This window comes from Streptomyces sp. NPDC017991, from assembly GCF_044328075.1.
In the GTDB taxonomy this organism is placed as follows: Bacteria; Actinomycetota; Actinomycetes; order Streptomycetales; family Streptomycetaceae; genus Streptomyces.
Genome location: NZ_JBIRGP010000001.1, coordinates 792,156 through 809,818, shown reverse-complemented (window position 1 = coordinate 809,818; position 17,663 = coordinate 792,156). Strand labels below are relative to the sequence as shown.

12 protein-coding genes and 1 pseudogene are annotated in these 17,663 nt (G+C 71.8%); 9 read left to right on the top strand and 4 right to left on the bottom strand.

Annotated features, from left to right (window positions below):
* Positions 1 to 115: 115 nt before the first annotated feature.
* Complete coding sequence (locus tag ACH4DZ_RS03490) at positions 116 to 1,654, top strand: MFS transporter (protein ID WP_398285214.1); 1,539 nt, start codon at positions 116 to 118, stop codon at positions 1,652 to 1,654.
* A gap of 63 nt (positions 1,655 to 1,717) precedes the next feature.
* Here ACH4DZ_RS03490 and ACH4DZ_RS03485 read toward each other — a convergent pair whose 3' ends face one another.
* Together ACH4DZ_RS03485 and ACH4DZ_RS03480 are read right to left on the bottom strand one after the other, a co-directional pair.
* Positions 1,718 to 4,519 carry a SpoIIE family protein phosphatase gene (locus tag ACH4DZ_RS03485; protein ID WP_398285213.1) on the bottom strand — a complete coding sequence of 934 codons (2,802 nt, stop codon included), beginning with the start codon at positions 4,517 to 4,519 and terminating at the stop codon, positions 1,718 to 1,720.
* Between the two features lie 205 nt (positions 4,520 to 4,724).
* Entirely contained in the window at positions 4,725 to 4,961 is a 237-nt protein-coding gene (locus tag ACH4DZ_RS03480) for a DUF6296 family protein (protein WP_398285212.1), read from the bottom strand.
* 639 nt (positions 4,962 to 5,600) lie between these two features.
* Here ACH4DZ_RS03480 and ACH4DZ_RS03475 point away from each other — a divergent pair.
* From ACH4DZ_RS03475 to ACH4DZ_RS03440, 8 genes and pseudogenes are all read left to right on the top strand, one after another.
* Complete coding sequence (locus tag ACH4DZ_RS03475; protein ID WP_398285211.1) at positions 5,601 to 7,763, top strand: DUF1996 domain-containing protein; 2,163 nt, start codon at positions 5,601 to 5,603, stop codon at positions 7,761 to 7,763.
* Positions 7,764 to 8,477: 714 nt separating this feature from the next.
* Positions 8,478 to 9,017, top strand: a complete 540-nt coding sequence (locus tag ACH4DZ_RS03470; protein WP_398285210.1) for a toxin-antitoxin system, toxin component — start codon at positions 8,478 to 8,480, stop codon at positions 9,015 to 9,017.
* 3 nt (positions 9,018 to 9,020) lie between these two features.
* Positions 9,021 to 10,217, top strand: a complete 1,197-nt coding sequence (locus tag ACH4DZ_RS03465) for an MAB_1171c family putative transporter (RefSeq protein WP_398285209.1) — start codon at positions 9,021 to 9,023, stop codon at positions 10,215 to 10,217.
* A 129-nt stretch (positions 10,218 to 10,346) separates the two neighbouring features.
* On the top strand, positions 10,347 to 11,615 hold the full coding sequence (locus ACH4DZ_RS03460; protein ID WP_398285208.1) for a hypothetical protein: 1,269 nt from the start codon (positions 10,347 to 10,349) through the stop codon (positions 11,613 to 11,615).
* Positions 11,616 to 11,776: 161 nt separating this feature from the next.
* Positions 11,777 to 13,177, top strand: coding sequence for an FAD-dependent oxidoreductase (locus tag ACH4DZ_RS03455; RefSeq protein WP_398285207.1), 1,401 nt, complete (start codon positions 11,777 to 11,779; stop codon positions 13,175 to 13,177).
* Between the two features lie 143 nt (positions 13,178 to 13,320).
* Positions 13,321 to 13,621, top strand: a pseudogene (locus ACH4DZ_RS03450) (FAD-binding protein); the annotation flags it as partial.
* A 90-nt stretch (positions 13,622 to 13,711) separates the two neighbouring features.
* Entirely contained in the window at positions 13,712 to 14,341 is a 630-nt protein-coding gene (locus tag ACH4DZ_RS03445; RefSeq protein ID WP_398285462.1) for a GNAT family N-acetyltransferase, read from the top strand.
* A gap of 54 nt (positions 14,342 to 14,395) precedes the next feature.
* Positions 14,396 to 16,045, top strand: a complete 1,650-nt coding sequence (locus ACH4DZ_RS03440; RefSeq protein ID WP_398285206.1) for a serine/threonine-protein kinase — start codon at positions 14,396 to 14,398, stop codon at positions 16,043 to 16,045.
* Between the two features lie 6 nt (positions 16,046 to 16,051).
* Here the strand turns inward: ACH4DZ_RS03440 and ACH4DZ_RS03435 are convergent, their stop codons facing one another.
* Both ACH4DZ_RS03435 and cbiQ read right to left on the bottom strand, forming a co-directional pair.
* Positions 16,052 to 16,915: an energy-coupling factor ABC transporter ATP-binding protein gene (locus tag ACH4DZ_RS03435; RefSeq protein WP_398285205.1), complete on the bottom strand. Its 864-nt coding sequence runs from the start codon at positions 16,913 to 16,915 to the stop codon at positions 16,052 to 16,054.
* Positions 16,912 to 17,661, bottom strand: a complete 750-nt coding sequence (cbiQ, locus tag ACH4DZ_RS03430; RefSeq protein ID WP_398285204.1) for a cobalt ECF transporter T component CbiQ — start codon at positions 17,659 to 17,661, stop codon at positions 16,912 to 16,914. The genes ACH4DZ_RS03435 and cbiQ overlap by 4 nt, the downstream gene beginning before the upstream one ends.
* Positions 17,662 to 17,663 lie beyond the last annotated feature (2 nt).

The following is a 17,663-nucleotide window of genomic DNA, read 5'->3' as shown; positions in this document are numbered from 1 at the left end:
CCCGACGGGCGTCGTCCGTGGGCCCGGTGATCGACTGGTGGGGACGGGAGCCCAGGGCTAACGTCGGTGTAGCGGACGTCCGGAACCGGACATCGCCAGGACACAGGCCGATCCCATGACGGGCTCACACGCGACACCTTCCGACACCGCCAAGACCCCGGAGCGGGGCCACGGCGGCGGAATCGCACTCCTCGTCATCGCCTCGTGCCAGTTGATGGTGGTCCTCGACATCACCATCGTGAACATCGCCCTCCCACACATCCAGAGTTCGCTCGGCTTCTCGACCGAGAACCTGTCGTGGGTGGTGAACGCCTACACACTGACCTTCGGTGGTCTGCTCCTGCTCGGCGGCCGGCTGGGCGACATCCTCGGCCGCCGCAGGGTCTTCGTCTTCGGCGTTCTCCTCTTCGTGCTGGCCTCTCTGCTCGGCGGACTGTCCCAGGAGTCCTGGCAGTTGCTCGCGGCGCGCGCCCTGCAGGGCGTCGGCGGCGCCATCGCCTCCCCGACGGCCCTCTCGCTGATCACCACCACCTTCCGCGAAGGGCCCGAGCGCAACAGGGCGTTCGGAGTGTTCGCCGCGGTGTCGGCCGGTGGCAGCGCGATCGGCCTGCTCGCGGGCGGCCTGCTGGTGGAGTGGCTGGACTGGCGCTGGGTCCTGTACGTCAACGTCCCCATCGGCCTGCTGATTGCGCTCGCGACGCCCCGTTACATCCGGGAGTCCGAACGGATGCCGGGCCACTTCGACGTCCTCGGCGCGCTCACCTCCACCGTGGGCATGGTGCTGCTCGTCTACGGCTTCATCCGCGCCTCGGAGGAGGGCTGGAGCGACGGCCTGACCGTGGGGTCGTTCGTGGCGGCCGTGGTGTTCCTCGCCGCGTTCATCTTCGTCGAGAGCCGGTCCAAGCAGCCCATCACGCCTCTGTGGATGTTCCGCGACCGCAACCGCGCCGGGGTCTACGCGATCATGCTGAGCCTGGCCGCGGCGATGTTCGGCATGTTCTTCTTCCTGACGCTCTTCGTGCAGAACGTCCTCGGTTTCAGTCCGCTGCGGGCCGGCCTCGCCTTCCTGCCGGTCAGCGCCGTCATCGCGGTCGGCGCCGGAATCGCCTCGCAGCTGCTGCCCCGATGGGGTCCCAAGCCGTTCATGACGGTGGGCGCGATCCTCTCGGCCGTCGGGCTCGCCTGGCTGACCCTGACCGAGGTCGACAGCACCTACGCGGGCAGCATCCTCGGGCCCATGCTGGTCTTCGGCTTCGGTATGGGGCTGAACTTCGTGTCGCTGACGCTGATGGCCGTGTCGGGTGTGGCGCCGCAGGAGGCGGGGGCGGCCTCCGGAATCCTCAACGCCACCCAGCAGGTGGGCGGTTCGCTCGGCCTGTCCGTACTGGTCACCGTCTTCGGTACGGCCAGCCGCAACGAGGCCACCGATCAGGTCCGCGCGTTCATGGCGGAGGCGACGCCCGCCCAGCGCCTGCGCTTCCGCAGAACCGGCGAACTCCCGTCGCCGTGGGGCGACCAGGTGCTGACGTCGGGCATCTCGCACGCTTTCGTCATCGCCGCGATCTTCGCCTTCGTTGCGGCCCTCGTCGCGCTGTTCGTCATCCAGGTACGCCCCGACGACCTGGAGCGCCTCCAGGGAAACGGCAAGCAGTAGCAGCCGTTGGGCAGGCCGTTGGCACGCCGTGGGGCACGTCGTGCGGCACGGGAGGAGTTCGGCTCAGGAGAGCGGTTGTTCCGTCCAGATGACCTTGCCCGCGGGCGTGTAGCGGGTGCCCCAGCGCTCGGTGAGCTGGGCGACGAGGAACAGACCGCGTCCGCCCTCGTCCGTCGAGGCCGCGTACCGCAGATGCGGTGAGGTGTTGCTGCCGTCGAAGACCTCACAGATCAGGCTGCGGTCGAGGATCATACGGACCTCGATGGGGCCGTTGCCGTACCGGATCGCGTTGGTGACCAGCTCGCTGAGGATCAGCTCCGTCGTGAACGCCAGGTCGTCCAGGTCCCACTCCGTCAGCTGCCGGGTGGCCGAGGCGCGCACCTCACCGACGGCCGCCGGGTCGGACGGCACCCGCCATTCGGCGACGCGGTCGGCGCCGAGCGCGCGCGTGCCCGCGACGATCAGGGCGATGTCGTCGCTGGGGCGGGGCGGGAGCAGTGCGTCGAGGACGGCCTGGCAGGTGTCCTCCGGGGAGCGGTCGGCCCCGGTCAGGGCGGTCCGCAGGAGTTCGAGGCCGACGTCGATGTCCCGTTCCCGGTCCTCGACGAGCCCGTCCGTGTAGAGGACCAGCCTGCTGCCCTCCTCCAGCTTCAGCTCGGCCGTCTCGAAGGGGAGACCGCCGAGACCGAGCGGCGGCCCGGCGGGCACCTCGGGGAAGTCGACACTGCCGTCCGGGCGGACCACCGCGGGCGGCGGGTGGCCGGCCCGGGCCACCGTGCACTGCCGGGTGGTCGGGTCGTAGACGGCGTACAGGCAGGTGGCCCCGGTGATCGCGGCGCTGCCGTCCTCCGTCGCCTCGTCCTGGTCGATCCGGCCGACGAGTTCGTCGAGGAGACCCAGCAGTTCGTCGGGCGGCAGGTCCAGCGCGGAGAAGTTGTGGACCGCCGTGCGCAGCCGTCCCATGGTGGCCGCCGCGTGCAGCCCGTGGCCCACGACGTCGCCGACGACCAGCGCGACCCGGGCGCCGGACAGCGGCAGCACGTCGAACCAGTCGCCGCCCACACCCGCCTGGGCGGGAAGGTAACGGTAGGCGATGTCCAGGGCGCTCTGCTCGGGCAGGTTGCGGGGCAGCAGACTGCGCTGCAGGGTCTCGGCCATGGTGTGCTCGCGGGTGTAGCGGCGCGCGTTGTCGATGGAGACCGCGGCCCGGGCGACCAGTTCCTCGGCGAGGGCCAGCTCCTCCTCGTCGAACGGCTCGGGCTTCTCGGAGCGCCAGAAGTTCGCCACGCCCATCACCAGGTGCCCCGCCCGCAGAGGGACCGTGATCAGCGAGTGGATCCCGTACTGCACGACCTGCGCGGTGCGCTCCAGGTCCTGGGCGAGCCAGCCGTGGGCCTCCTTGAGCGCGGGCGCGACCACGGCCTCGCCGGTGCCGAGGCTGTGCGCCTGCGGGGTGGAGGCGATGAATCCGATCCGCTCGCCCACCGCGTACAGGGGCGCGTCCTTGCGGATCCCGCTGAACGCCGTACGGCGCAGCGAGGTGCCCGCGTCCGGTTCCTCGCCGCTCAGCACGGCTTCGGCGAGATCCACCGTGGCGAAGTCCGCGAACCGGGGGACGGCCACCTCCGCCAGTTCCTCGGCGGTACGGGTCACGTCCAGGGTCGTACCGATGCCCACCCCGGCGTCGTACAGGAGCTTGAGGTGTTCCCGGGCCACCTCGGCCCTGCCGGACAGCGCGCGCAGCTCGGTCGAGTCGCGGAGCGTGGCGACACTGCCCGCCGGGCCGCCCTTGAGGTCCGTGGGCCGCTGGTTGATGGCCAGCAGCCGGTCACCGACCAGGCGTACCTCGTCGGTGACGACGTGTCCCGAGGCGAGCAGGGCGCCGGTGTCCGCGTCCAGGCCGAGTTCGAGGACATGACGTCCCTCGGCGTTCTCCGGGAGATCCAGCAGGCGGTGTGCCTCGTCGTTGGCGAGCAGCAGCCGGCCCTCGCCGCCGACGATGAGCACGCCCTCCCGGACGGCGTGCAGCACCGCGTCGTGGTGCTCGTACATCCGGGTCATCTCGAACGGGCCCAGGCCGTGGGTCTGGCGCATCAGCCGCCTGCTCACGAGTGCCGTGCCCCCCAGGGCCAGCGCCAGGGCGATCGCGGCGGCGGTCAGGAGGAGGGGCAGCTGGCGGTCCCCGACCCCTCCCACGTTCTCGGTCGTGATGCCCGCCGACACCAGACCCACGACCTTGCCGTCGTCCGTCTTGACGGGCACCACGGCCTGCACGAGGGGCCCGAGGGTGCCCGTGATCTCCTCGGTGAAGGCCTTGCCCGCCAGGGCGGGGCCGAGAGTGCCGACGAACTTCTTGCCGATCCGGTCCGGTTTGGGATGGGTGTAGCGGATGCCGTCGGTGTTCATCACCACGAGGAAGTCGACCTTGGACCCCAGGCGGGCGGCCTCGGCACGCGGCTGGAGCACGGCCGTGGGATCGGGGGCGGACAGCGCCTCGCGGGTGCCCGGAGCGTTGGCGAACGTCTCGGCGACGGCCAGGGAGCGGTTCCGCGCCTCCGTCGTGCTGTCGTGGCGCACCTGCAGGACCAGAGCACCGGCCGCGGTCACGACCAGCAGCAGCACGATCGCCACCTGCAGCAGGAAGACCTGGCCGGCGACGCTGCGTCCGCGCAACCCCGACCGGACTCCCGCGGACCCGGGCGGGTACCCGCCTTCCCGCGTTCCCCGCTGACCGGGCGGCCGGTGCGGCGCCTGGTGCGCCCGCCGCCCGTGTGCTCGGCCGGGGCGGTCACGCCTGCGTCGCGCGCGCAGGCCGCTGGGGCGGGAGGTCGACCGGGCCCAGGATCGACCCAAGTATCGGACCATATGCTCATGTCTACACTGCCGGGGGCCGAGAGGCGAGAGGCACCCCTGGTGGGTGTGACGGGTGAAGGTCCGGCCCAGGCGGCCCGGACCTCTGGCCGAACCTGGGCGAAGGGCGTGTCGGCGACTCGCCCGGTCCCGCCCCGGCCGCCCCTTCCGGCCGGCCCCTTCCCGTTCCCGCGCGAGGTCCGGCGCGAGGCCCGGACACTCAGGGCAGCGGCTCGGCGGACGGCGGCAGCGGCGCCTGGTAGCCGCCGCTGGCGAGCATCCGCACTTCTCCCGCCCGGCTGATCTCGGCGCGCAGGATGCCGGTGGGGTCGCAGTAGACCGGGTTGCCGCCCGGCCCGAGGGAGGTGGTCCGTTCCACGACCACCTCGTCCGTGACGGCCTCGCCGCCCGATCGCCCATGGGTGAAGGTCAGCCGGTAGCGGTCCGGGGTTTGCATGACGGCCTCCGTGCACGCTCTAGCCGCAGATCCGGGCAAATGCATCCACTTCCATGATGCGTCCGGATGCCGGCGACGGCAGAGCGTCCATGCGTGAGGCCGCCCGCGTCGGACACCGGCCGCGGCGCACGGCCCTGGCGGTCCCGCCCGACCGGCGGGGCTGTCATGTGCATGTACGGGGTGCTGCGGGTCCGGAGCCCGGTGCCTGTGCGCGGCCCGGGGTGCGTGGCGCTCGCGCGGGACGGTCGCTCGCGCGGGATGACCGGGACGCGGGGCCTGAACGGATGCGCGGCGGCCGGTGCGGGCGGGACCCCGCTCGCACCACACCAACAGCAGCGTAAGCCGCCCAAGGTGATGGCACGTTCCCTTCGTGGCCGTCGGAAAAACCCGCCACGAGTGGCGACTTGACCAGCGCAAACCGGTGGAAACGCTCTCAGGTGCGCCCTCACGGAGCGCATCGGAACGCCCTTCCCCAACCAGACCGCAGGAAAACGTGATTGCCCGGACACGGGTCTCGCAAACGTCTGGTTCATGAGAGGTTTCTATGAATTCGAGATGTGTCTGAACACTCGGAGCTTCATCTCCGTATGAAGCGGGGGATTGCCATGCCGGTCGGCAACGAAGCGTAGGAGTAGATCCTTGGGACGCAACACGCGCAGACGCCCAACAGGCGCACGACGCGCGACCATCGGGGCGGTCGCGCTGATGCTGGGAGGAGGCGGGCTGGTAGCGGCGAACGTCTACGCCACTGCCTCCGAGAGCACCTCGGGCCAGACCGACCAGGTCCTTGCCTCGGGTGCCGCCACGATCGACTGCCCGGATGTCGGCAGTGAACTGGCCGCGGTGCCGGACGGGTCCAAGACGGAGGTCGACAAGCAACTCGCCCTCCTGGACAAGCAGATCGCCGAGGCCTATCAGCGGCTGCAGAGCTCCGCGGACGCGATCAAGCAGGACGCCGCCTTCGCGCAGAACTCGATCATGAACCCGCTCAAGGACAAGCGAGCGGCGACCATCGAGCGCATCGTGGCGGCCATCGACGCGGTGGGGGACCGCCCCGAGGGGCTGGACGCCTTCGCGCCCTGCATCCTCCGCGCCTCCGGCAACCAGGACGAGCCGGAGAACGGGCAGGACGGTGAGGGGAACGGCGCTGCCGAGGGCGACAACGCGGGTGACGGCGCCGGTCAGGACGGCCAGGACCAGGGTCAGGGCGACGGCCAGGACCAGGGCCAGGATCAGGGCCAGGGCGGTGAGCAGGAGCAGGGCGAGCAGCCTCCCGGCAACGGCGGCCAGGCCGGAAACGGTCCCGTGGCGGCCGACTTCGTGGACATCTCCACCGTCGAGCCGAACGTGTCGAAGCCTGCCGCCCAGGGCAACGCCTCCAAGGGCTCCTTCGTCACCAAGTGCGGTGTGAACGAGAACGGGCTGTTCAACTCCGACAACGTGATCGTGGCTCCCGGTGTCAGCAACGGCGCCCACCACTTCCACGACTACGTCGGCAACCAGTCCAACGACGCCTTCGCGAGCGACGAGGACCTGGCGAACGCCGAGACGTCCTGCGAGGACGAGGGCGACAAGTCCTCGTACTTCTGGCCCGTACTGCGTCTGCAGAACGGCGCCGACGAGAAGGACGCCGCCTCTCCGGGCGGTGGCATCGAGGGCAACGCCGGCGAGATCATCAGGCCCAAGGCGGCCACGATGTCCTTCGAGGGCAGCCCGCGCGGCGAGGTCACGGCCATGCCGAAGCTGCTGCGCATCATCACCGGCGACGCCAAGGCGTTCGTCAACGGCCCCACCAACGCCAACGCGTCGTGGAGCTGCACCGGGTTCGAGGACCGGCAGCTGAAGGACAAGTACCCCCTCTGTCCCCAGGGCAGTGACGTGGTCCGCACCTTCAGGTTCCAGAGCTGCTGGGACGGCCGGAACATCGACAGCGCCAACCACCGCACGCACGTGGCGTTCGCCGCCGCCGACGGCAGCTGCGCGAACGACTTCAAGGCCATTCCGCAGCTGGTGCAGCGCATCGTCTACGACGTCGACGCGCCGAGTGTGGCCGACGGCGGCAAGTCGAAGCCGTTCTTCGCGGTGGACTCCTTCCCCGAGCAGCTCCACAAGCCGGGCACCGACCACGGCGACTTCATCAACGTCTTCGACGAGGCGCTGATGGGGGAGATGGTGGACTGCATCAACGAGGGCCGTAAGTGCGACGGCGCCGATGACGGCGGCAACGGCAACGGCGGCGGCAATGGCGGGGGCGGTAACGGAGGAGGCGGTAACGGCGGTGGCGGTGGCGGCGAGGAGCCGACCGACCCGCCGGCGACTTCGCCGGCCCCGGACCCGACCGAGGGCAACGAGCAGCCGGGCGACGACGAGCCCGGCACGGAGGAGCCCGGTACCGAGCAGCCGGGCGACGACGAGCCCGGGGACAACGGCCAGAGCGAGACCCCCGCGGACAACGGCGGCAAGAACACCGCGAAGCCCTCGGCCGGCAACACCGGGGCGACCGAGGCGGCGGACGGCGCCGACAAGGGCAAGAACGACCAGGGCAAGGGCGACGACGAGCCCAAGGCGGCCACGTCACCGTCGGCGACCCGGAGCGATGCCGCCGGCTCCACGGGCGGCGCGGACGCCGGCGGGGCCGTACCCGGCCCCGAACCCGAGGACGCGGGCGGCGTGGCCGCCCCGCAGACGGTCACGGGCGGACTCGCGGAAACCGGTACGAGCCTGTGGCCGGCCGCGGCCGGAGGACTGCTGGTGATCGCCGGCTTCGTGCTCCTGCGCCGTATCAGCAGCAGATCGAGGTAGCGGCACCGTCGCACATCACGGAGGGGGGGGGGGCCCCCGCCCGCCCGGGCCCCCCCCCCCCCCCGGGCGGGGGGGGCCCCCCCCCCCCCCCCCCCCCCCCCCCCCCCCCTCCGCGCGTGCGGACCGCTCCCGCTCGTTCCGTGCCCAGGGCCGTGCGCTCCGCGAACTGCGGCACACGCGGCGACGAGTGACTGGATCAAGACCTTCCTGAAGGGCCAGGAAGCGTGAACTCCACAGGGTCGGGGAACGGACAGCGCTCGCGGCGCATCGTGTACAGCCGGAGAACACCCCCTGCGAGCAGCGGCGATGCCGGCCGAGGTGGGCGGCCGTGCCGGGCGGTCCGGAGGGCACGGCAGGCGGCTGACGTTCCGCTGCCGCAAGGGAGGGCCCTGTGAGCGCAACGGATGCGCCAGGATCAGACCGGCACATGTCGGGTTTGTTCGGTATTTCAGATCACTGCCTTCCCCGTACTTCTTCCGGCTCGGTGTGGCCGACACGGCTCTGGTTTGACATATTTGCCTACCGAGTTGGGCGCGCTGGAGCCCGTGCCGGTGGTCGGTACCGAGGGCGTCGCCCCGGGCCCGTCCCCCGCACGACCGCCGAACGCCTTCGACCGGATGTACGGCAGGCAGGGTGGGATTCGGCGGACGCCGTGCGACGGTGCCCGTGCTGAGGTTCGCGGGGAGAGCAGTGCGCACAGGCAAAGCCAGAGAGATGCGGAATCTGATCGGTCAGCTGGTCGACGGGCTGACCCTGCCCGTGCCCACGGATCCCGACGTCCTGTTCGCCGCGCTGGTCACGACCGTGAGTGAACTGAGAGGCCGTGAGGTGCGGCTCGTGAAGGAGGAGTTCCCGCACCAGACGGCCAGCGGACTGTGGCTCGACCTCCCCGCCTACGACCTCATCGTGGTGGACAAGCGGGCGACGCCACTGCACCAGCTGGCGATCTTCTTCCACGAGGTGTGGCACATGCTCAAGGGGGACTGCGGCAACCACGTCGTGGGCAAGGCGGTGGCGGCCCACATGGTCTCGACCGGCGCCGAACTCCCCGAACTGCAGGAGCCGGTACGCAAAGTGGCGGCCCGCACCGAGTTCGACCGGCGCGAGGAGGCGGACGCCGAGCGATTCGGACTGCTGGCGGTCACCCGCTTCCGCGTCTGGCTGGAGGGCGAACCCGACAGCGCGGCCATGGACCGGGGCAAGATCGCCGGCCGGATCGGTGCGTCGCTGGGACAGCGCCGGCCACAGGGCTGAGCAGTGGACTCCTCGGACTACTACATACCGGCCGTCGCCACGCTGATCGGCCTCGCCGTCAAACTGCCGGGCCTGGTCAAGGACTGGCGCGACCCGCTCGTGCGGTCCGTCTGTCTCGTGATCGCCCTCGGCGGCGCGGGCTTCTTCTTCGCCGCGCCTCCCACGATCACCGCCGTCAACGAGGTCACCGGCACGGCCAACTTCTCCAGCCCGCTCGTGTACGGCATCATCAGCGCCTTCAGCGCGGCCTGTCTGCTGCTCATCGTCCACTGGCGCGGGGGCCCGCCCGAGCACGTACGCAGTGTCTCGCGACGCTGGCAGGCCGGGTACGCCCTGGTCGTCGTCACGCTGGTCGTCCTCTTCGCCCTCGGCGACGCCCCGGTGGACCGGCACACGGACTTCGACACCTACTACGCGACGACCCCGTTCATCCGCGAGATGATCGTGCTCTACCTGGTCGCCCACATGACCGCCGCGCTCGTCACGACGGTGCTGTGCTGGCGCTGGGCGCTCCAGGTACGCGGATGGCTACGGGCCGGTCTGTGGATCCTCGTGCTCGGCTGGCTGCTGAACCTGGCCTTCAGCGGCCTCAAAATGGCCGCGGTGGCGGCGCGCTGGGCCGGTCAGGACTGGGGAGCCCTCAGTACGACCCTGGCGCCGCTCCTCTCCGCGTTGTCAGCGCCCTGCGCCACCGTCGGATTCCTGATGCCCCTCGTGGGCCCCTGGGCGGTCTCCAACTGGCGGGCGGCGAAGACCTACCGCAAGCTCCGCTCCCTGTGGCGCGAACTCGGACGCGCCTCGCCCCGGACACCGCTCGCCGGCCCCGTCCCGTGGTACTCGTCGCCCCAGGTCCGCCTGACCCGGCGCGAGGCGGGCATCCAGGACGGGCTGAGCCTCGTGGCGCCGTGGTTCGACACCGGGGTCCGTACGCGCGCGCGGGCCGCGGCGGTCGCCGCGGGCCACACCGACGACGAGGCCGCCCGGATCGGCCACGCGGCGATGGTCGCCGCCGCGGTCCGCGCGGCCGGCCGGACGCTGCCCGCCGGCTCCCGTGCCCTCCCCGACCACTCCGAGATCAGCGCGGTGCGTACCGCACCCGTGGGCGTGTCGGTCGCACTGCGTTCGTCCCCGATCGTCGCGGCGGCCCGGGAGAGCGGTACCGCCGCCCCGGCCGAGGACGGCGAGAAGTCCCCCACATGAGCCACTCGAACCACGTACACAAGCACGTACACAAGCACGTACACAAGCACGTACACAAGCACGTACACATGCACGTACATATGCACGTTCAAGCACAGCCCTCCGTGGCCGCGGAAGGCCGGTGAAGTCGTGGACGTCGTCTTCTACATCCCTGGCGTGATCCTTCTCGTCACGGCCGTCCTCAATCTGCCGGCCATGAGGGGAGCCTGGCGCGACCCCCTGATGGCCGCGAGCATCTCGGTCCTGCTCATCGGCGCGCTCGTGTGCATGCTGTCCGCGCCTCCCACCATCGGCGTCGTCAACGACCTCACCGGCATCGCCAACTTCTCCGCACCGCTGGTCTATTCGGGGATGTCCGCGCTCAGCGCGTGCTACCTCGTCCTGATGATCGCCTGGAGGGGCGGAGAGCCCGGGCGCGTCGCCCGCGCGTCCGGGCTCGTGGTGTGCGTCTACGGGCTGGTGATCATCGGGATCGTCACGCTCTTCGTCCTGGCCGACGTACCCGTGGAACGGACCCGGGACCTGGACACGTACTACGCCAGGACGCCGTACATGCGCGAGATGATCCTGCTGTACCTGGTGGCCCACACCGCGGCGACCGCCGCCCTCGCGGGCATGTGCCTGGCCTGGCTGCGCAAGGTGCGGGACCTCACGCGCAAGGGCCTGACGCTGATCGTCGTCGGCGTGCTCTTCGACCTGTCGTACCAGGTCGCCAAGTACCTCGCCATCGGAGCCCGTTGGAGCGGCCTCGACTGGGACTTCCTCTCCACGAGCCTCTCGCCGCCCCTCGTGGCGGTCGCGGGCGTCACCGTCGCCGCCGGCTTCGCGCTGCCGCGCGTAGGCCCCTCCACCGCGACCAACTTCCGCGCCTGGCGCCGGTACCGGCTCCTCCGGCCGCTCTGGCTTGAGCTGCGCGACCTGCGGGCTCCGGTGGCCGACACCCACTGGTGGGACCTTCCGGTGGTACGCCTGGTCCAGCAGGAGATCACGATCCTGGACGGAGTCCTGGTGTGCTCGCCCTACCTCGACGACGAGGTCCGCAGGGCGGTGGCGCTGGACCACGCGGAGATCGTGGCCGAGGCGGCCATGCTCGCGGCGGCCAGGGTGCATGTCTCCGTGGACCCCGACGCGGAACTCCCCTCGGACGTGGGCCGGTTGCGGTCGGTGGCACACCCCCGGCTGATGGTGCAGCTGGCTCGGGCCCTGTCGTCCTCGCCCGTCGTCGCCGAGGCCCGGCAGCGGGCGGCCCGGGAGCGGACGGCCCGGCAGAAGGCACGCCAAGGCCACGACGAGCACGCGCAGGACCCCCACCGCGATCACCAACCCAACCGCGGCCCCGACCGTGATCGCGGCCCCAACCGTGATCGCGATCACGACCACGACCACGACAGGGCCTGACGGTCCGAGGTGGCCGGCCGGCCCGCTCATGGTTCGATCAACGGGCGGCCGGACCGGGGGTATCCCGGTTCCCGTGCTCCGCACCGCGATCAACCCGTACCCGCGCGCCCCGCCTGCCGCAGTCATGCGCCGACGCCGGTCAACAGAAAGGGCCCACACCCATGTCCGACACGAAGTCCACCCCCCGGCGCCGCGCGATCGTCGTCGGAGGGGGCATGACGGGCATGCTCGCCGCATCGGTGCTGGCCGGCCACGCGGATGTCACGATCATCGAACGGGACCTTCTGCCGGACGGCCCACGGCCACGCAAGGGCCTGCCACAGGCCCGGCACGCACACGTCCTGTGGTCCGGTGGCGTCAAGGCCCTCGACGAGCTGCTGCCGGGCGTCATCGACCAGCTCGTCGACCGCGGCGCCCGGAGAACACCCGTCATGGCCGACCTGGTGTCCAAGGCTCCCTCGGGGCAGTGGTTCCGCCGTTTCACCCATGGCGGCCACATCAGCCTGCTGTGCAGCCGGGATCTGCTCGACGCGGTGATCCGCGACCGGGTGCTGGCGGACCACCGCGTCACCCTGCGCCAGGAGACCGAACTGCTGTCCCTGGAAGGCTGCGCCCGCCGGGTGTCCGGCGTACGAATACGTTCGGCGGACGCCGAAGGCACGCTCCCGGCCGATCTGGTGATCGACGCCAGTGGCCGGGGCAGCCGGGCCCCCCACTGGCTCGGGGACCTGGGGCTGCCGCCGGTGCAGGAACGCACGGTCGACGCCGGCTTCGGTTACGCCAGCCGGATCTACCGCGCCCCCGGCACGGCTGCCGACGGCTTCCCGATCGTCAACGTCCAGGCCGACCCCCGTCAGAACCCCGGCAGGGGCGGCATCATCACCCCCATCGAGGGCGGCCGGTGGCTGGTCACGCTCGCCGGAACCAGGGGAGGCCGGCCGAGCGGCGACAACGAGCGGTTCGTGCCCTTCGCGCTCGGCCTGCCGCACCCCGTCATCGGTGAACTCCTCGCCGACGCCGTGCCCGAGACGGACGTCGTCACCACCCGCAGCACGGCCAACCGGCGGCGCTACTACGAGAAGGCCGCGCGCTGGCCCGACGGCTTCGCCGTGCTCGGTGAGGCGGTCGCCGGCTACAACCCCGTCTACGGCCACGGGCTGAGTGCCGCCGCGCAGAGCGTCGTCGCGCTGCGCCGCATCCTGGAACGCCGGGACCTCCGCGCGCCCGGCACGGCCCGGCGCATCCAGCGGAGCGCGGCGCGTCCGGTCGAGAACGCCTGGAGCCTGGCCGTGGGCCAGGACGTGTTCTACCCGGGTGCCAGCGACGAGCCTCCCACGCGGCTCGAAAGGGCCCTGGCCGCCTTTGTGGACAGGGCGGTCGACGCCGGATCGAGAAACCCCCGTGCCCTGCGCATCCTGCTCGACGTGATGAGCATGGAGAGGCCGCCGTCCCGGCTCCTCATGCCCGACATGCTCGCCCTGGTCTGCCTCGGCCGCAAGAAACCGCACCTCGGGGGCCCGCCGCTGACGGACCGCGAGCGCGAGGCCGCCACCACCCCCTGAACCCCTCCTTCCTCCGCTGCCACGCGCGGCGACCGGAACAGGGCTCGCGCTCGCCGCCGGGCCGCCGGGTACGGCCCGGGCGGCTGGCCTGCCTCTGCTCGGCACGTACGACGTCGTCGTGATCGGGTCGGGTGCGGCGGGAATGCAACCGCTTCAACAGCCTTGCCCGAGCGGCACCGACGCCGACTTCCACCGCGGCGACAGTGTCTACGACCACTACAACACCGACCCCGCGATCCTCCCGAACTCTTGCCCGGCGCCGCTGTGGCTGGCCCCGTACCACGCCTTCAAGACCGTTCCGGGGGACCTGGGCTCCAAGGGCGGCCTGCGCACGGGCGCCCGCGCGTACTGTGCCCGGACGGATCCGTCATCCCCGGCCCGTACGCCGCCGGGAACGCCGGCGCCGCGGTCATGGGGCACAGCTACGCGGGCACCGGGGCCTGAAGCCGGGCGGAAAGCTGGTGCTCGCTCGCTGGGAGCCGTCCATGTGAACTCGGTTGTGGGAGCGCTCCCGTGAGAGACAGGATGCTCGCCATGCGCCCACAGCCGAGCATCCGCTCCTACCGACCCGCCGACCGTGCCGCCGTCGCCGACATCTGTGTGCGAACCGCCCTCGACGGAGGGGATTCGCGCGAGCGGTATCCCGACGAGGAGCTGATGCCGTCCATCTTCGCCACGCCCTACTGCCACCTGGAGCCGGAACTCGCCTTCGTCCTGGACGACGGATCGGGCCGTGCGGTCGGCTACGTCATCGGCACCGCCGACACGGAACAGTTCGTCAAGACCTTCCGCGCGAGCTGGATTCCGCAGGTCGCCGGACGCTATCCCCAGCCGACCGCAAAACCCCGGACACCCGACGAGGAGATGATCGCTCTCCTGCACACTCCCGAGCGGATGATCCTGCCCGACCTGGCCGCGTATCCCGCACATCTGCACATCGACCTCCTGCCGGACTGGCAGCGGCGGGGCTTCGGACGGGGGCTGATGCGGACGTTCCTCGCCGCCCTGCACGACCGTGGTGCCCCGGCGGTCCATCTGGGCATGGTCACCGCCAATGTCGCCGCGCGGGCGTTCTACGACCGCCTGGGCTTCCACGAGATCCCCGTACCCGACCCCGGCCCGCTCACCTACCTGGGCAGGCCGACGGCCGTGGGCACGCTGTGAGGCCGCACCCGCCCGGGAGAAGGCCTGTCGTACCCGTCCTCTAAGCTCCCGCGCATGAGCGAGGCGGACTCCGGCAGACGGGTCATCGACGGGCGGTTCCGGCTGGAGGCGCGGCTCGGGGGCGGCGGGATGGGTACGGTCTGGCGGGCCACGGACCTCGCCCTGCACCGGAACGTGGCCGTCAAGGAGGTCCGGCCGCCGGACATCGACCTCGCCGAGTACGACCCGCAGGGCGCGCGGCTGCTGCGGGAACGGGTGCTGCGCGAGGCCAGGGCACTCGCGAGGATCGACCACCCGAACGTCGTGACGATCCATCACATCGTCGACGGCGGCGAGGGAACGTACCCCTGGATCGTGATGGAACTGGTCGGCGGCGGTTCGCTCGCCGACCGGCTGGAGCGGGGCCCGACGGACCCCGTGGAGACGGCCCGGATCGGGCGTGAGGTGCTGGCCGCGCTGCGGGCCGCGCACGCCGCCGGGATCCAGCACCGGGACGTCAAGCCCGCCAACGTCCTGCTGCGCCCCGACGGCCGCCCCGTGCTCACGGACTTCGGGATCGCGGCGATCCGTGAGTCGACGGCCCTCACCGCCAGCGGTTCGATCATCGGTACGCCCGACTACATGGCACCCGAGCGCATCGCGGGCCACGACGGCGGTTCGGCGTCGGACCTGTGGTCGCTGGCGATGATGCTGTACGCGGCCGTCGAGGGCCGGCATCCGCTGCGCCGGGGCACGACGATGGCCACCCTGGCGGCCGTCCTGTACGAGGACGTTCCGCCGCCCCGGAAGGCGGGCCCGCTGGCGGACGCGCTGATGCGGGTGCTGGTGAGGGACCCGGAGGCCCGCCCGGACGCCGGGACGCTCGACCGCCTGCTGACGGCCGTGGGCGCGGGCGTGGCCGCGGCCACGAGCGAGGGCGCGGCCGGTGCCGCACCCGAGGGCCGTACGGAGCCCACCTCCTACCGGCTCACACCTCCGCAGGACGCCGTGCCCGGGCCGGCCGGCCCGACCCCCGTACGGCCCGCGAGGCGGGGACGACGCACCACGGTCGCCCTGTCCGCCGTCGGAACGGTGCTGGTGGGCGTGCTGGCGTGGACACTGCTGCCCGACGGAGAGGGCTCGGGATCGTCGGCCTCGGGCGACCCGACGAACAGCGCGACGGCGAATCCGTCGGCCAGGTCCTCCACGGCGGACAGGACCGGTACGGCCGACAAGAGCCCCACACCCCGACGGACGGAACAGAAGACGCCCACCGACCTGCTGACGCCGGACGGCATCCGCACCGCGTTCAAGGCCTTGGAGAAGGAGACGGGCCGCGACCGGTACGGCACCCTGACGGTCTACCCCGACTACGTCTCCGCGCAGGTGATGGTCGAGGGCAGCCGGACCAGTTACGAGCAGTACACCTACTACGTGGGCCGGGGCGTCCAGGAGAGCCCGATCAAGGCGCAGCTGGCCGGCGGGGCCCAGCCGATGACCCTGGACGGCCTCGACTGGGACAGGCTCCCCGCGCTGCTCGCCGAGGCGGAGAAGAAGCTGAACGTCGACGACGTGAAGACCCGCTACCTGGTGGTCAAGTCACCGAACGATCTGTTCGACCGGGGCGCCGAGATGCTCGTCTACCTCGCCGACGAGTACAACAGAAGCGGCTATCTGCAGGCCGACGCCCGCGGCAGGGTGACCAGGGTGACACCCGCCGACTGACGGCCGTCAGGTGTCGGCCGGCACCGGGGGAGCGGAGTGCCGCGAGGTCAGCGCGGCCAGCTCCTCCGCAGTGCGCGGACCGATGGACGGCGAGGTCAACAGGCCCTGCGCGCTCAGTAGTTCGGCCACCGCGATCCCCCAGGGCAGCCTCAGCCCCGCCTGCTCCAGGAGGTCCGTACGGGCCAGGGTCGCATCCGCGGGCCCGGTGACCGTTCCGGACGGGGTGAGGAGTGCCGCGTCGTCGGCCCAGCGCAGGGCGAGGTCCACGTCGTGCGTCGCCATCACCACGGTGGTGCCGCTAGCGCGCAGCCCGTCGAGGGTCGCGATCAGCCGTTCCTGACCGTCCGGGTCCAGCCCCGCGGTCGGTTCGTCGAGGATCAGCACCCGTGGCCGCATCGCCACGGCGCCCGCGATCGCGGTCCGCTTGCGCTGTCCGTACGAGAGCAGATGGGTGGGGCGTTCGGCCAGGGCCGAGATGTCCAGCGCGGCTAGTGCCTCGTCCACCCGGGCCCGTACCTCGGTGTCGGGCAGGCCGAGGTTCAGCGGCCCGAACGACACGTCCTGGAAGACGGACGCGGCGAACAACTGGTCGTCCGGGTCCTGGACGACCAGCTGGACGGTCGTGCGCAGCAGGGTCAGGCCCTTGCGGTCGTACCGGACCGGCCGGTCCTGCACGGTCAACTGCCCGGTGTGCGGGCGCAGTCCGCCGCTGAGCAGCCGCATCAGGGTGGTCTTTCCGCTGCCGTTGCGCCCCAGCAGGGCGAGCGCACGCCCGGCGCGCACCTCGAAGTCGAGGCCGCTGAGCACGGTGGGGCCGTCCTCGTAGGCGTAGGACGCGCCCCGCAGGGCGACCAGCACGGGCTCGCTCATCGCAGCGGCCTTTCCAGTACGAAGGTGAGTGCGGCCACCGCCGCGAGCAGCGCAACACTGGCGAGCGTGAAGCGCGCGGAGATCCGGGCCTCGGGGACCAGCACGCGCAGGGTGCCGTCGTAACCGCGGCCCGCGAGCCCGGCCTGCAGCCGGGTCGCCCGGTCGAAGGCCCGGACGAAGGCGGTGGCGCCGAGCCCGGCCAGCGAACGCCAGGCGGCGGCCCGCGTGGTGTGCCCGAGCCGGGCGGCCTGCGCCTCCCGGATCCGGCGTACGGAGTCCAGGAGCAGGAAGCTCATCCGGTACGTCACCAGGGCGACGTCGACGACCGGCGCGGGCACCCCGGCGTTCACCAGCCGCGGCAGCAGGTCGGACAGGGGAGTGGTGAACGCGAACAGCAGCACGCCGAGGGAGGCGGCCGAGGTACGCAGCAACAGCTCACCGGCGCGCACCGGACCGCCCGCCGCCAGGGTCACGAACCCGTCCGGGCCGCCGACCTGCAGCAGCAGGGGGAGCGCACCGGTGACGCAGAAGCCCAGCGGCACCCGGTAGGCGCGCCAGAGCCGTCGGCCGGGCACCGCGGCCGGGCCCAGCAGCACGGTGAGGGCGGTCACCAGGACCAGCGCGGCGCCCGGCCAGGGCGGGAGGGAGATCGCCAGGACGGTCAGGCCGAGACCGAGCACGGCCTTGTCGACGGGATGGCGGCGGCGCCAGCGACTGCTGTGCGCCGCCGCGTCGATCGGCAGCACGA

Coding starts and splice junctions, on each gene's coding strand:
- ACH4DZ_RS03455 (WP_398285207.1), top strand. CDS start 11,777: ATGTCCGACACGAAGTCCACCCCCCGGCGCCGCGCGATCGTCGTCGGA.
- ACH4DZ_RS03440 (WP_398285206.1), top strand. CDS start 14,396: ATGAGCGAGGCGGACTCCGGCAGACGGGTCATCGACGGGCGGTTCCGG.
- ACH4DZ_RS03480 (WP_398285212.1), bottom strand. CDS start 4,961: ATGCAAACCCCGGACCGCTACCGGCTGACCTTCACCCATGGGCGATCG.
- ACH4DZ_RS03490 (WP_398285214.1), top strand. CDS start 116: ATGACGGGCTCACACGCGACACCTTCCGACACCGCCAAGACCCCGGAG.
- ACH4DZ_RS03445 (WP_398285462.1), top strand. CDS start 13,712: ATGCGCCCACAGCCGAGCATCCGCTCCTACCGACCCGCCGACCGTGCC.
- ACH4DZ_RS03435 (WP_398285205.1), bottom strand. CDS start 16,915: ATGAGCGAGCCCGTGCTGGTCGCCCTGCGGGGCGCGTCCTACGCCTAC.
- ACH4DZ_RS03470 (WP_398285210.1), top strand. CDS start 8,478: ATGCGGAATCTGATCGGTCAGCTGGTCGACGGGCTGACCCTGCCCGTG.
- ACH4DZ_RS03485 (WP_398285213.1), bottom strand. CDS start 4,519: ATGGTCCGATACTTGGGTCGATCCTGGGCCCGGTCGACCTCCCGCCCC.